Origin of the sequence: Phenylobacterium sp. (genome assembly GCF_046590535.1) — a bacterium.
Classification (GTDB): domain Bacteria; phylum Pseudomonadota; class Alphaproteobacteria; order Caulobacterales; family Caulobacteraceae; genus Phenylobacterium.
Window position 1 is genome coordinate 1 of sequence record NZ_JBKJTG010000161.1, and the last position, 12,649, is coordinate 12,649.

Below are 12,649 nucleotides of genomic sequence, written 5' to 3' on the forward strand. Positions count from 1 at the left end.
AAAAGTCGAGCCGGAATAAGCCATGAATGACGCGAACTGCATTTTCTGCCGCATTGTCAGAGGGGAACTGCCCTCGAAAAAGATTTACGAAGATAACACCATGCTGGCGTTTCACGACATTCACCCGGTTGCTCCGGTTCATTTCATGGTCGTCCCGAAGGCGCACATTCCGACGCTCGCCGACGTGACGCCCGAACATGCCGGGATTTTCGGCAGCATCATGACCCGGTTGCCGCAACTCGCCGCGGAGCAGGGGCTTACCGATGGCTGGCGGACAGTCATCAATACAGGTCGCGTCGGCAGGCAGGACGTGTACCATGTCCACATCCACGTCATCGGCGGTCCGGATCCGCTGGGTCCGATGATCCAGCGTTGAGGCCGTAGCGCCCGACGCATTCGAAGCAGAGGAGAATTCCATGGGCTCATTCAGTGTTTGGCACTGGTTGATTGTGCTGGTGATCGTATTGGTCATCTTCGGCACCAAGAAACTGAAGAACGTCGGCAGCGATCTCGGCTCGGCCGTGAAGGGCTTCAAGGACGGCATGAAGTCGTCCACCGAAGAGACCGCGGCCGCCTCGCCTCCGCCGCAGGTCAGCGGCCAGACCATCGACGCCGAAGTCAAGAAGGAAACGTCATCGCGGGTATGAGCGGCGGGTGTGGCGCCGCCGGGAGCGCTGCCGCGCGGCGCAGGCATGTGTTGCCGCTGTAGCGTATTAGCGCGTCGGATGCCCCGCCGGACCTTCGCCGGCTTTCCAATCCCAGTCCTTCATTCGACATCCCATGCTCGACATCGGCATCTCCGAGATCGCGGTCATCCTGGTGGTAGCGCTCGTGGTCATCGGCCCCGAGCGCCTGCCTCGCGTGGCGCGCACCATCGGCACCCTGATGGGTCGTGCGCAGCGCTATGTCAGCGACGTGAAGGCGGAGGTCAACCGCGAGATGGAACTCGAAGAGCTGCGCAAACTGCAGACGCAGATGCAGGATGCGGCGCGCGGTTTCAAGGAACAGGTCTCCACGGCCGGCGCCGAGATGCAGTCGGCGGTCAGTGACGTGGAAAAGCAGCTGAACGAAGGGATTGTCACCCCACCGGTGGCGCCGCCACCACCGGAGCCGTACATTCCGACGCCGCTGGAAGAGCCGCCGCCGCTGGAGCCTGCGGCGAAGCTCCCGGCACCCGATTTTCCCGCACAAGTCGGCGCCCCGGCGCCGGACCACTCGGCGCCCGGCGCCCCGGCGCCGCACCGCTCGGCGCACCCGGACGCCTCGGCGCCAGACAAGCCGGCGCAGACGTCGCTTTTTCCTGAACATACCGTGCGCTAGGCAAGGGCGGACCTCATGACCGAACCCGAAGCCGCCCAGGAAACCTTCATCTCGCACCTGATGGAATTACGCACGCGGCTCGTGCGCTCCATCGTCGCCATCCTGGGGGTGTTCCTGATCGTCGCCTACTGGACCAAGCCGATCTACAGTTTCCTGGCGCAACCGCTGCTGGCCGTGCTCCCGGCGGGCTCTTCGATGATCGCCACCGATGTGACGACGACGTTCTTCGTTCCGGTCAAGGTATCGATGCTGGTGGCGTTCATGATCGCGCTCCCGTACGTCCTCTACCAAATCTGGGCATTTGTCGCGCCCGGCCTGTACCAGCACGAAAAGCGACTGGTGATTCCGTTGCTGGTGAGCAGCACGCTGCTTTTCTTCGTCGGCATGGCCTTCGCGTACTTCCTCGTATTTCCGATGGCCTTCAAGTTCTTCGCCGATTTCACCCCGGTCGGGGTGACGATGGCCACCGACATCGACAAGTACTTCAACTTCGTCCTGACTATGTTCATCGTGTTCGGGATCGCGTTCGAGGTGCCGGTCGTCGAAGTGGTGCTGGTCAAGGTCGGGGCCGTCACCGTGCCGCAGTTGCGCGAGATCCGCCGCTACGTCATCGTTGCCATCTTCGTCGTCGCCGCCATCGTGACGCCGCCCGACGTGTTCTCGCAACTGGCGCTGGCGATCCCGCTCTGCATCCTGTACGAGCTCGGCATCATCCTCGCGAAGTTCCTCGGCAAGCCGCTCAACAAGGACGAGAAGCAGGCGATGACCGACGCGGAACTGGAAAAGGAACTGGATACCGCCGAAGCCGAGGGACGGCAGGCCAAGTAGCCGGACCGGTGCCGGCACAATGACGCCTCGCAGCAAGTAGCCCGGTTCGTGGCCGCGCGGTGACCCCCGCAGCAGTGGTCGCGCCGGTATCTTGATTGGATGACCCCCCCGGCGCTATTCCTCGGGTTGCCGCGACGCTGCCCGCGGACGCTTGCCCACTTCGACTTCCACCTCCACTTCCGTCCCGCCGCGCGCCACGCGCATCGGCGCCCGCGTCCCGGGTTGCAGCACGCTGATCTGGTTGCGCAGCGTCGTCGCGTCGCTGGTGGACTTGCCGTTGATGCCGAGGACGATATCGCCCCGGCGCAATCCCGCCCGTTCGGCCGGTCCGCCCGCGACCACCTGCCCGATCAGCGCTCCCTTGTCGGTTTTGGCATCGAGGATCCGCCCCATCTCCGGCGTGAGCTCGCTGAATCCCACCCCGATGTAGCCGCGGGTGACCTGGCCGGTGGCGATGATCTGCTCCATCACCGGCTTGGCGAGGCTGACGGGAATCGCAAAGCCGATGCCCATGGTGCCGCCGGTGCGCGAGTAGATCGCCGTGTTGATGCCGATCAGGTTGCCGCTGGTGGCGATCAATCCCGGCAACTCCGGCGGCGCGCTGATCGACATGGACGGCGACCTGATTGGGGTGAACAGCTTCATCCTGTCGCGCTCGGGCACCTCGTCCGGCGTCGGGTTCGCGGTGCCCGCGGCCACGGTGCGCCGGGTGCTGGAGACCGCCGTTGGCGGTGGCCGCGCGGTGGTGCGCCCCTGGTTGGGGGCCCGCACCCAGAGCGTCACGGCGGAGATCGCCCGCAGCCTGGGCCTAGCCCTGCCGCAGGGCGCCCTGATCGCCGATGTCTGGTCCGGCGGGCCCGCCGAGCGCGCCGGCTTGCGCCAGGGCGACGTGGTCACCTCCGTGGATGGCCGCCCGGTGGCCGAGGCCGCCAGCCTGACCTACGCCATCGGCACCCACCGGCCCGGCGAGAGCGTGCGCCTGGGCGTGCGGCGTGGCGGAGCCAGTGAGCAGACCCTGACGCTCCGCGCCGAGGCGCCGCCTGCCACGCCCGCCCGCGACCAGCAGGTGATCGCCGGCCGCAACCCCTTCGACGGGGCCACGGTGGTGAACCTTTCGCCGGCTGTGGCTGACGAACTGGGCGTCGATCTGTTCTCAGGTCCCGGTGTGCTGGTGACCAACATCGGCCGCGGCTACGCCATGAACGCCGGCCTCAAGCCCGGCGACATCGTCCGGGCGGTCAACGGTCGCCGCATCGGCAGCGTCCGCGACCTGGTGGGCGTGGTCGGCGCGCAACTCCCCGCCTGGCAGGTGACCATCGAGCGCGGCGGTCGCGAGATCACCGGCACGTTCCGGACCTGAGGTCGATCATCGCGGTTGCGTGTCCCCTGCGGGGCTATAGCCTGCGCTGAGTTGGCCGTTCAGAGCCGGCGCCCGGGAGGACGAGCGATGACCAAACCAGGCCTGGTGCTTGCACTGGCGCTATGTGCGCTGACAGCGGCGCCCGCAGCGGCCCAGACGATCGCGGCCGAGGCCGCCCCGCCGCCCGCCAACTGGAAGACGCCGCGGACGGCCTTCGGCCAGCCGGACCTGCAGGGGGTCTGGACCAACGCCACGATCACCCGGCTGGAGCGCGACGAGCGGCTGGGCGACCGGCTGGCGCTGACCGAGGCCGAGACCGCGCGGCTGGAGAACGCGACCGCGACCCGCAACGACCAGCTCGCCCGGCCCACCGCGGCCGACACCAAGGTCGACGACCTGCCGGCCTGCGGCAGCGGCGCCACGGGGCCCGCCTGCGGCTACAACACCTTCTGGATCGATCCCGGCACCAAGGTGATGCGGGTGAAGGGCCAGCCCCGGTCGTCCATCCTGGTGCAGCCGGCGGACGGGCGCCTGCCGATGACCCGGGAGGCCCTGACACGGCTGCGGGGCCGCCAGGGCAATGCGCAGCTCGGCAACTTCGACGGCCCCGAGCGCCGGCCCCTGGGCGAGCGGTGCATGGTGGCGTTCGGGTCTAGTTCAGGGCCGCCGATGCTGCCGGTGCTCTACAACAACCACTACCAGATCATGCAGACCGCCGATGAGGTGCTAATCCTGGTGGAGATGGTGCACGACGTGCGCATCGTGCGCCTGGGCGGCAAGCCGCAGCCGGCCGGTGTGAAGCAGTGGATGGGGGATTCCGTCGGCCGCTGGGAGGCCGACACCCTGGTGGTGGAAACCACCAACCTGCGCCCCGAACAGGCCTTCCGCGGGGCCACCGAGGACCTCAAGGTGGTGGAACGGTTCACCCGCGTCTCACCCACCGAGATCAACTATGCCTTCGAACTGAACGACCCCGCGACCTTCTCCGTGCCGGTGAAGGGCGAACAGGGCTGGCGCGCGGCCAAGGGCCCGATCCACGAATACGCCTGCCACGAGGGCAACTATGCGCTGCATGGCATCCTGGCTGGCGCCCGCCGAGAGGAGAAGGAAGGCCGCGAGATGGAGGGCAATCGTGGCGCGGTGCGCGAGGAAGGCGAGGGCGACGAGCGCTAGGGGCCGCGGCTACGCCGCCACGTTGATGCGGGAGGTTATGGCGCACATCCGCCTCCGGCGCGAGACCGCGTTCCTGAACGCCTACGCGGACAACAGGGCCGCGATCAGGCTCTAGGAAACCCCGGGCTTCGTTCTGCGCTGCGAGCTGATCATGACCAGCCTGACGCGCGCCTGAGGGAATGCTAAGCCGCTGACATGGCCGACCTCTTTGAAGCCGCGGGTCTGACGCCCCAGGCCCCTTCGCCGCTTGCCGACCGCCTGCGCCCGCAGCGGCTGGACGAGGTGGTGGGCCAGGACCACCTGCTGGGCCCCGAGGGCCCGGTGCGGCGGATGGCCGAGGCCCGCCGGCTGGCCTCGATGATCCTGTGGGGCCCACCCGGCACCGGCAAGACCACCATCGCGCGGCTGCTGGCCAAGGAGGCGGGCTACGAGTTCCAGCAGCTTTCCGCCGTGTTTTCCGGGGTGGCCGACCTGAAGAAGGCCTTCGAGGGCGCGCGGGTGCGCCGGCTGGCCGGGCAGTCGACCCTGCTGTTCGTCGACGAGATCCACCGCTTCAACCGCGCCCAGCAGGACGGCTTCCTGCCCTTCGTGGAGGAGGGTGTGGTCACCCTGGTGGGCGCCACCACCGAGAACCCGTCCTTCGAGCTCAACGGGGCGCTCCTGTCGCGCTGCCAGGTGTTCGTGCTCAAGCGGCTGGACGATGATGCGCTGCAGACCCTGCTGGCCAAGGCCGAGGCCTTCGAGGGCCGCGACCTGCCGCTGGAGCCGGAGGCCCGCGACGCGCTGACGGCCCTGGCGGACGGCGACGGGCGGTACCTGCTGACGCTGGCCGAAACCCTGTTCAACATTGGCTCGGCCAAGCCGCTCTCCACCAAGGACCTGGGTCAGGTGCTGCAGAAGCGCTCACCGGCCTACGACAAGGACCGCGAGGAGCACTACAACCTCATCTCCGCCCTGCATAAGTCGATCCGCGGTTCGGACCCCGACGCGGCGCTCTACTGGCTGGCGCGAATGCTGTCTGGCGGCGAGGATCCGCTGTTCATCGCACGCCGGCTGATCCGCGCGGCGGCGGAGGACATCGGCGAGGCCGACCCCCTGGCCCTGATCCTGGCGAACGCGGCCAAGGACACCTACGACTTCCTCGGGAGCCCCGAGGGCGAGATCGCCCTGGCGCAACTGACCATCCATCTGGCCGCCGCGCCCAAGTCCAACGCCGTCTACAAGGCTTACAGCGCGGCCATGAAGGCGGCCAAGGAGACCGGCTCGCTGATGCCGCCGGCCCATATCCGCAACGCTCCCACCAAGCTCATGCGCGAGCTGGGCTACGGGAAGGGTTATACCTACGATCCCGACACCTCCGATGGGTTCTCCGGCCAGAACTACTTCCCCGACGAGATGGAGCCCCGGCGGTTCTACCAGCCGCGCGGCGAGGGCGCCGAGGCCCGGATCAAGGACCGGCTCGACCGCTGGGCGGCCATGCGCAAGGGCCGGGGCGAGCCTTGAAGCCCTCGACCGCAAAGCGGACGGCCACGCCCGCGGTGATCCTGTCTGCCGAGGAGATTGCCTTCGTGAAGCGCCTAGTGCTCTACGAGGACTCCGACATCCTGGCGCTGAACAAGCCGTCCGGCCTCTCCAGTCAGGGGGGCCGCGGCCAGGTGCATACCCTGGACGAGCTGCTGTGGGCCTTCGCCAGGCCGGGCAAGTCGCGGCCGCGGTTGATCCACCGGCTGGACCGCGACACCTCCGGCGTGATCCTCACGGCGAAGACTAAGCCCGCCGCAGGTTTCCTGGGCAAGGCGTTGATGGCGCGAAAGTTTTCCAAGACATATCGGGCGATTGTCACCCCCGGCGCGCCAAATCCCAGGGGCGGGGTGATCGACACGCCGCTGCGCCGCGACGAGCAGGGGCGCGAGGCCTATATGCGCACCTGCGCCCCCGACCATCCTGACGCCGAAACCGCCCGCAGCCGCTATCGGACGCTAGCAGAGGCCTCGGGGTGCGCGCTCCTGGAGCTGGACCCGGAGACGGGGCGGATGCACCAGCTTCGGGTGCATCTGGCCTCCATCGGGCGGCCGATCGCCGGCGACCCGCGCTATGGCGGCGCGCTGGTGGTGGCCGGCCATGCGGCGCCCAGGCTGATGCTGCACGCCCAGGCGCTGAGCTTCCCGCATCCGGGGGGCGGGACCAAGCGGCTGGAGGCGGCGGCGCCGGCCGATATGGCGGCCCTTGTGGCGGCCCTGGGCCTTCTGTAGGAACAGCGCCGCCATTTCGCCCGTTTCATGCGCGAAGCCTTGGAACCACAAGAGCTTTTCGCCGGAACCACGACCATGAAGCGCCTGATCCTGCCCGTCCTCGCCGCCCTGTCGCTGGCCGCCTGCGCCACCGCACCCACCCTCTACCAGCCGGCCGCAAGCGCCCGCGCCGTGGGCTTCTCCGAGTACCGGATCGAGCAGGGCCGCTATCGGATCACCTTCCAGGGCGGGCCGGGCGCGCCGGCCGCGCAGGTCACTGACTATGCCCTGTTGCGCGCCGCCGACCTGGCGCTGGCCGACGGCTACGACTGGTTCCGGGTGGCCGACCGCTTCGCGCAGGGCCAGGCTGATCGCGGCCCGCAAATGAGCGTCGGGGTCGGCAGCGGCGGTGGTGGGTACGGCTACGGCGGCAGCTACGGCTATGGGCGGCGCAGCGGGGTCAGCGTCGGCCTCAGCACCAGCTTCGCTCTGGGCGGCGGCCCGTCGATGACCACCACGCTGGAGGTGATCATGGGCAAGGGACCTCGGCCCGCCGACAGCGACGTTTATGACGCCCGCGATGTGCGCCAGTCCATCGGCGCCCGCGTCTAGCGCCAAGGCCCTTGGCGACGCATAAGGGCGCCATGCAAGCGCTTCTGCTGGTCGGCGCGGGCGGGGCCTTAGGCGCCGTGGCCCGCTATCTGCTCGCTCTCCAGGCGAACCGGTGGCTGGGCGCGGCCTGGCCCTGGGGGACGCTGATCGCCAATGTGGCCGGCAGCTTCGCCATGGGCGCCCTGGCGGCCTGGCTCACCGCGCGGGGCGGCGACGAGCGCTGGCGGCTGCTGCTGGCGGTGGGCTTGCTCGGAGGTTTTACCACCTTTTCCGCCTATTCGATTGAGATCGTTCAGATGATCGAGCGCCGCGCCCATGGCCCGGCGCTCGCCTACAGCCTGGGCTCTGTGGTGCTGTCGGTGGCCGCCCTCGTCGCCGGCCTCGTCCTGGTCCGCAGGGTGCTGACGTGAGAGAGGTGCGCACCCTCTTCGTTGACGCGAGCGAGGAGGGCGTGCGCCTGGACCGCTGGTTCAAACGCCGCTGGCCGCACCTCAACCACATCCAGATCCAGAAGCTGACGCGGTCGGGACAGATCCGCGTGGATGGCTCCCGGGCCAAACCCGACACCCGGCTGACCGCCGGCGCCCAGGTGCGGGTCCCACCGCTGCCCGATGCGCCGCCAGCGGGCGAGAAGGCCCGGCTCGACCCACGCGACACCGCCTTTGCCAAGTCCCTGGTGCTCTATGAGGACGAAGAGGTGTTGGCGCTGAACAAGCCGGCGGGCCTGGCGGTGCAAGGCGGCACCAAGACTGTGCGCCATGTGGACCGGCTGCTCAGCGCCTGGGGCGAAGGGCTGACCCGTCCCCGGCTAGTGCACCGGCTGGACCGCGACACGTCGGGCGTGCTGGTGCTGGGCAAGACGCCCGGTGCGGCGGCCAAGCTGTCCGGCGCCTTCGCCCGCCGCCGGGCGCAGAAGACCTACTGGGCGCTGGTCTCGGGCTTCCCCAAGCCCGGGGAGGGTGTGCTGGACCTGCCCCTGGCCAAGCGTGGCATGGGCGACCGCGAACTGGTGGTCCCGGCCGACCCCAAGGACCCCGACGCCGAGGCCGCCGAGACCGAGTTCGTGACCATCTCGCGGGCCGGATCGCGGGTCGCCTGGATGGCGCTGCGCCCGCGCACCGGCCGAACACACCAGCTACGCGCCCACATGCTGGCCATGGGCCATCCGATCCTGGGGGACCCCAAGTACGGGAATGAAGCCTCCGCCGGGCTGTCCGAGGGCCTGAAGCTGCAGCTGCACGCGCGCCGGCTGGTGCTGCCGCACCCGTCCCGAGGAACGCTGACGCTGGAGGCGCCGCTGAGCGCCGAGATGAAGGCCGGCTTCGCCCGCTTCGGCTTCGACGAGCACGAGGCCGACCCCGAGCCGTTCGGCCCGGGGCGTCGGCGCTAGACGAGGCGGCGCACAGGCCACACCGCGGCGCTGCTCGGGAACACCAGGGTGTCGAAGCCGGCGCGATCCGCCGCATCTCGACGGGACGGCCGTCAGGCCGAAGCGGATCACCACCTTGGCGGCCTGCAGGTCACGCTCCGTCGCCGCCACGCCGATCCTCCTTGCGCACCCGCGCCTTCGTCCCCATTCCACGCGGGCGGACCCTGTTCCGTCGCCGTCCGCGGAGATCAGAGTTGCGCAAGGGATTCCATGAACCGACCGAGAAGCCGCGGCGGTTCTACAAGGCGGTCACGGTGGCGCAGGCCGACGGCGGCTACGCGGTCCTGCTCGACGGGCGAACGCTGAGCGGGCCCAAGGGCACGAAGCTCGTGCTGCCGACCCGCGCCCTGGCCGATCAGGTAGCCGAGGAGTGGGCCGCACAGGGGGAGACCATCGAGTTCGGCGGCATGCACGCAACACGCCTGGCCAACACCGCGCTGGAGGCCGTTGGACCCGCACGTGCGGCCATCGCCGACCAGATCGCCGACTACGCCGGCTCGGACCTGCTCTGCTACCTGGCCACGGAACCGCAGGGACTGATCCAGCGGCAGACCGAGCGCTGGGGGCCGGTGCTGGACCGGGCGGAGGCGGCCGAGGGCTTGCGGCTCAGCAGGGTGGCGGGGGTGGTCCACCAAGCCCAGCCGGCCGACACCCTGATCCGGGTGCGCGACACCGCACTCGCCCTCGACGACTACGGGATGGCGGGGCTGGCGTTCGGGGCGTCGCTCTTTGGTTCGGCCATCCTGGCCATCGCCGTGCTGCGGGGCTGGCTGGGCGGGGTTGAGGCGTTCGAGCTCTCTCGCCTAGACGAGGCCTGGACGGAAGAAAAGTGGGGCGTCGACGCTGAGGCGGCCCAACGCACCGAGCGGCTGCGCGGCGAGGCGGCCATGTTGCAGCGCTGGTTCGCAGGCCTGCCCCCGGCGACCTGAGGCGCCGCTTTGGCCTGCGGGTTGCTCCCTTGCTCCTGTCCAGCCGGCGATTGTGCCGGAACGGAACGGAGCCCTTCACGTGGTCGCCAGGATCGACGCCTTCGCCGCTCTGACCAGCTACCGCCCCACTGTGGCGGCGAAGGTCGCGCCGGCTGTGGCCCAGGCGGCCCAGGCCTGCGGCCAGGCGCCTGCGGCGCGCGCCGACCGCGTGGAAGCCCGCCCGGTGATCGCGCCGGCCTCGATGGCTGCCCTGATCCATGTGCAGGAGCATTTCGCTGAAACCAGCAAGGCGGCCGACAAGGTCTCCGAGGTGCTGGTGGCCCTGATCGAGCGCTTTGGCCATAGGAAGCCCGAGCCGCCGGTGACGCCCCCGGTGATCACCCCGGCGCCTGTGCCGACCCCCGTTCCGGTCCCGGTGGTGGTGGACTCGCCCGCGCCGGCCCGGATGCTACAGATGGTGCGCGAACAGCTCCATGCTCGCCCGGCCAGCCGCATCCCCGACCTGCCGTTCTCCAGGCGCGAGGCCGCCGGCGCGGCCTATCGCAGTCCCCGCGCCACGGGCGCGCCCATGGCGATGATCCGTGCGGTCGCCCAGGGTCAGGCGGCCCTGATGCTGATCCAGGCCGGCCAGATGAACCTCTACCAGCGCAACGCGCAGCCCTTCAGCGGCGCCGGCGGCTTTAGCCTGTTCCGCAACATCTGAGCTCACCTCGCGTGAGCTTGCCTCGCCGCCCCTCGCCCTCTACGCCTTGGTCCGCGTAGGGAGGGACTGGCGTGAAGCACATCCTGAAAGAGCTTGAACAACGACGCGAGGACGCCCGCCAAGGCGGCGGCGAGAAGCGCATCGCCAGCCAGCACGCCAAGGGCAAGCTGACCGCGCGCGAGCGCATCGACCTGTTGCTTGATGAAGGTTCTTTCGAGGAGTTCGACATGTTTGTCGAGCACCGCGCCACCGACTTCGGCATGGCCGACCAGAAGATTCCCGGCGATGGCGTGGTCACCGGCTGGGGCCGCATCAACGGCCGGGTCGTATTCGTTTTCTCCAAGGATTTCACGGTGTTCGGCGGGTCGCTTTCCGGCGCTCACGCCCAGAAGATTCTCAAGGTGCAGCGCCAGGCGATGAAGGTCGGCGCCCCGATCATCGGCCTGTTCGACGCCGGCGGCGCGCGCATCCAGGAGGGGGTCGAGAGCCTGGCGGGTTATGCCGACATCTTCCTGGAGAACACTCTGGCGTCTGGGGTCATCCCGCAAATCAGCGTGATCATGGGCCCTTGCGCCGGGGGCGACGTCTATTCCCCGGCGATCACCGACTTCATCTTCATGGTGAAGGACACGTCGTACATGTACGTCACCGGCCCCGACGTGGTGAAGACCGTTACCCACGAGGAAGTCAGCCACGAGGAACTGGGCGGCTACCGGGTCCACGCGCTGAAGTCCGGCGTCGCGGACGGCGCTTTCGAGAACGACCTGGAGGCGCTGACCCAGGTCCGCCGGCTGATCGACTTCCTGCCGCTGTCGAACCGCGAGAAGCCGCCGGTGCGCGAAGCCTATGACGAGCCGGACCGAGACGAGGCCTCGCTCGACACCCTGGTGCCGTCCAATCCGAACCAGCCCTACGACATGAAGGAGCTGATTCTCAAGATCGTAGATGAGGCGGATTTCTTCGAGATCTCACCGGACTACGCCAAGAACATCGTAGTTGGTTTCGCCCGTATGGACGGCCAGCCGGTGGGTATCGTCGCCAACCAGCCCCAGGTGCTGGCCGGTGTCTTGGACATCGACGCCAGCCGCAAGGCTGCGCGGTTCGTGCGGTTCTGCGACGCCTTCGAGATCGCGTTGATCACCCTGGTGGACGTGCCGGGCTTCATGCCGGGCACCAAGCAGGAGCAGGGCGGCCTGATCCGCCATGGCGCCAAACTCTTGTTCGCCTTCGCCGAGGCCACCGTGCCGAAGATCACCCTGATCACCCGCAAGGCCTATGGCGGCCTCGGCATAGGCGAACAGCAGCTTGGCGCCGTGACGGATCAGGCCGCCCTGCTCCTGCTTGGTGCCCGGCATGAAGCCCGGCACGTCCACCAGGGTCACCAGCGGGATCTCGAAGGCGTCGCAGAACCGCACGAAGCGGGCGCCCTTGCGGCTGGAGTCGATGTCCAGCACCCCGGCCAGCACCTGGGGCTGGTTGGCGACGATGCCGATGGTGCGGCCGTCCATGCGGGCGAAGCCGCAGATGATGTTCTTGGCGAAGTCGGGGGCGATCTCGAAGAAATCAGCCTCGTCCACGACCTTCAGGATCAGCTCCTTCATGTCGTAGGGCTTGTTGGGATTGGACGGCACCAGGGTGTCGAGGCTCGGCTCGTCGCGCTCGACATTGTCGAAGCTCTCGCGGACCGGCGGCTTCTCGCGGTTGGAGAGCGGCAGGAAGTCCACCAGGCGGCGCACCTGGGTCAGGGCCTCCAGGTCGTTTTCAAAGGCGCCGTCGGCGACGCCGGACTTCATCGCGTGCACGCGGTAGCCGCCCAGTTCCTCGTGGGTGACCTCTTCATGGGTCACCGTGCGGACCACGTCGGGGCCGGTGACGTACATGTAGCTGGTGTCCTTCACCATGAAGATGAAGTCGGTGATGGCCGGCGAATAGACGTCGCCCCCGGCGCAGGGCCCCATGATCCCGCAGATCAGCGTGATCATGGGCCCCTGCGCCGGGGGTGACGTCTATTCCCCGGCCATCACCGACTTCATCTTCATGGTGAAGGACACCAGCTACATGTAC

16 protein-coding genes and 2 pseudogenes are annotated in these 12,649 nt (G+C 68.7%); 16 read left to right on the forward strand and 2 right to left on the reverse strand.

Going from position 1 to position 12,649, the window contains the following annotated elements:
- Positions 1-22 precede the first annotated feature (22 nt).
- The 4 genes from ACLL81_RS09610 to tatC all read left to right on the forward strand — a co-directional run bounded on the left by ACLL81_RS09610 (position 23) and on the right by tatC (position 2,148).
- Positions 23-376 carry a histidine triad nucleotide-binding protein gene (locus tag ACLL81_RS09610; protein ID WP_411288122.1) on the forward strand — a complete coding sequence of 118 codons (354 nt, stop codon included), beginning with the start codon at positions 23-25 and terminating at the stop codon, positions 374-376.
- Between the two features lie 40 nt (positions 377-416).
- Entirely contained in the window at positions 417-647 is a 231-nt protein-coding gene (gene tatA, locus ACLL81_RS09615; protein WP_411288123.1) for a Sec-independent protein translocase subunit TatA, read from the forward strand.
- 133 nt (positions 648-780) lie between these two features.
- Complete coding sequence (gene tatB / locus ACLL81_RS09620; protein ID WP_411288124.1) at positions 781-1,320, forward strand: Sec-independent protein translocase protein TatB; 540 nt, start codon at positions 781-783, stop codon at positions 1,318-1,320.
- A gap of 15 nt (positions 1,321-1,335) precedes the next feature.
- Entirely contained in the window at positions 1,336-2,148 is an 813-nt protein-coding gene (gene tatC, locus ACLL81_RS09625; protein ID WP_411288125.1) for a twin-arginine translocase subunit TatC, read from the forward strand.
- 114 nt (positions 2,149-2,262) lie between these two features.
- Here the strand turns inward: tatC and ACLL81_RS09630 are convergent, their stop codons facing one another.
- A complete protein-coding gene (locus ACLL81_RS09630; RefSeq protein WP_411288126.1) occupies positions 2,263-2,727 on the reverse strand; it encodes a S1C family serine protease in 465 nt (154 codons plus the stop codon).
- Here ACLL81_RS09630 and ACLL81_RS09635 point away from each other — a divergent pair.
- The 11 genes and pseudogenes from ACLL81_RS09635 to ACLL81_RS09685 form a co-directional block, all read left to right on the forward strand.
- Positions 2,696-3,508: a PDZ domain-containing protein gene (locus ACLL81_RS09635; RefSeq protein ID WP_411288127.1), complete on the forward strand. Its 813-nt coding sequence runs from the start codon at positions 2,696-2,698 to the stop codon at positions 3,506-3,508. The two genes, ACLL81_RS09630 and ACLL81_RS09635, sit on opposite strands and share 32 nt — an antisense overlap.
- An 87-nt stretch (positions 3,509-3,595) precedes the next feature.
- Entirely contained in the window at positions 3,596-4,681 is a 1,086-nt protein-coding gene (locus ACLL81_RS09640; protein WP_411288128.1) for a hypothetical protein, read from the forward strand.
- Between the two features lie 37 nt (positions 4,682-4,718).
- Positions 4,719-4,796 (forward strand): hypothetical protein, encoded by a 78-nt coding sequence (locus ACLL81_RS09645; RefSeq protein ID WP_411288136.1) that lies wholly within the window; start codon positions 4,719-4,721, stop codon positions 4,794-4,796.
- A gap of 80 nt (positions 4,797-4,876) precedes the next feature.
- The gene (locus ACLL81_RS09650; protein WP_411288129.1) at positions 4,877-6,184 is read left to right on the forward strand and encodes a replication-associated recombination protein A; all 1,308 of its coding nucleotides are present in this window, start codon (positions 4,877-4,879) and stop codon (positions 6,182-6,184) included.
- Positions 6,181-6,933, forward strand: coding sequence for an RluA family pseudouridine synthase (locus ACLL81_RS09655; RefSeq protein WP_411288130.1), 753 nt, complete (start codon positions 6,181-6,183; stop codon positions 6,931-6,933). Before ACLL81_RS09650 ends, ACLL81_RS09655 begins: the two co-directional genes overlap by 4 nt.
- A gap of 75 nt (positions 6,934-7,008) precedes the next feature.
- On the forward strand, positions 7,009-7,524 hold the full coding sequence (locus ACLL81_RS09660) for a CC0125/CC1285 family lipoprotein (protein WP_411288131.1): 516 nt from the start codon (positions 7,009-7,011) through the stop codon (positions 7,522-7,524).
- Positions 7,525-7,556: 32 nt separating this feature from the next.
- Positions 7,557-7,934: a fluoride efflux transporter CrcB gene (crcB, locus tag ACLL81_RS09665; protein ID WP_411288132.1), complete on the forward strand. Its 378-nt coding sequence runs from the start codon at positions 7,557-7,559 to the stop codon at positions 7,932-7,934.
- Positions 7,931-8,914, forward strand: coding sequence for an RluA family pseudouridine synthase (locus ACLL81_RS09670; protein ID WP_411288133.1), 984 nt, complete (start codon positions 7,931-7,933; stop codon positions 8,912-8,914). Before crcB ends, ACLL81_RS09670 begins: the two co-directional genes overlap by 4 nt.
- A gap of 233 nt (positions 8,915-9,147) precedes the next feature.
- Positions 9,148-9,882: an ATP12 family chaperone protein gene (locus ACLL81_RS09675; RefSeq protein WP_411288134.1), complete on the forward strand. Its 735-nt coding sequence runs from the start codon at positions 9,148-9,150 to the stop codon at positions 9,880-9,882.
- Positions 9,883-9,961: 79 nt separating this feature from the next.
- A complete protein-coding gene (locus tag ACLL81_RS09680; RefSeq protein ID WP_411288135.1) occupies positions 9,962-10,585 on the forward strand; it encodes a hypothetical protein in 624 nt (207 codons plus the stop codon).
- Between the two features lie 71 nt (positions 10,586-10,656).
- Positions 10,657-11,868 (forward strand): annotated as a pseudogene (locus ACLL81_RS09685) (acyl-CoA carboxylase subunit beta); the annotation flags it as partial.
- Here the strand turns inward: ACLL81_RS09685 and ACLL81_RS09690 are convergent.
- Positions 11,860-12,555: pseudogene (locus ACLL81_RS09690) on the reverse strand (acyl-CoA carboxylase subunit beta); the annotation flags it as partial. The pseudogenes ACLL81_RS09685 and ACLL81_RS09690 overlap by 9 nt on opposite strands.
- 10 nt (positions 12,556-12,565) lie before the next feature.
- Between ACLL81_RS09690 and ACLL81_RS09695 the strand changes: the two are divergent.
- The coding region (locus tag ACLL81_RS09695; RefSeq protein ID WP_411288137.1) for a carboxyl transferase domain-containing protein at positions 12,566-12,649 on the forward strand (84 nt) is incomplete at its 3' end.

What these genes read in the sequence shown, in the direction of transcription:
- tatC (WP_411288125.1), top strand. Translation starts at nt 1,336, where the DNA reads ATGACCGAACCCGAAGCCGCCCAGGAAACCTTCATCTCGCACCTGATG.
- ACLL81_RS09610 (WP_411288122.1), top strand. Translation starts at nt 23, where the DNA reads ATGAATGACGCGAACTGCATTTTCTGCCGCATTGTCAGAGGGGAACTG.
- tatA (WP_411288123.1), top strand. Translation starts at nt 417, where the DNA reads ATGGGCTCATTCAGTGTTTGGCACTGGTTGATTGTGCTGGTGATCGTA.
- ACLL81_RS09635 (WP_411288127.1), top strand. Translation starts at nt 2,696, where the DNA reads ATGCCGATCAGGTTGCCGCTGGTGGCGATCAATCCCGGCAACTCCGGC.
- ACLL81_RS09660 (WP_411288131.1), top strand. Translation starts at nt 7,009, where the DNA reads ATGAAGCGCCTGATCCTGCCCGTCCTCGCCGCCCTGTCGCTGGCCGCC.
- ACLL81_RS09640 (WP_411288128.1), top strand. Translation starts at nt 3,596, where the DNA reads ATGACCAAACCAGGCCTGGTGCTTGCACTGGCGCTATGTGCGCTGACA.
- ACLL81_RS09650 (WP_411288129.1), top strand. Translation starts at nt 4,877, where the DNA reads ATGGCCGACCTCTTTGAAGCCGCGGGTCTGACGCCCCAGGCCCCTTCG.
- ACLL81_RS09645 (WP_411288136.1), top strand. Translation starts at nt 4,719, where the DNA reads ATGGCGCACATCCGCCTCCGGCGCGAGACCGCGTTCCTGAACGCCTAC.
- crcB (WP_411288132.1), top strand. Translation starts at nt 7,557, where the DNA reads ATGCAAGCGCTTCTGCTGGTCGGCGCGGGCGGGGCCTTAGGCGCCGTG.
- tatB (WP_411288124.1), top strand. Translation starts at nt 781, where the DNA reads ATGCTCGACATCGGCATCTCCGAGATCGCGGTCATCCTGGTGGTAGCG.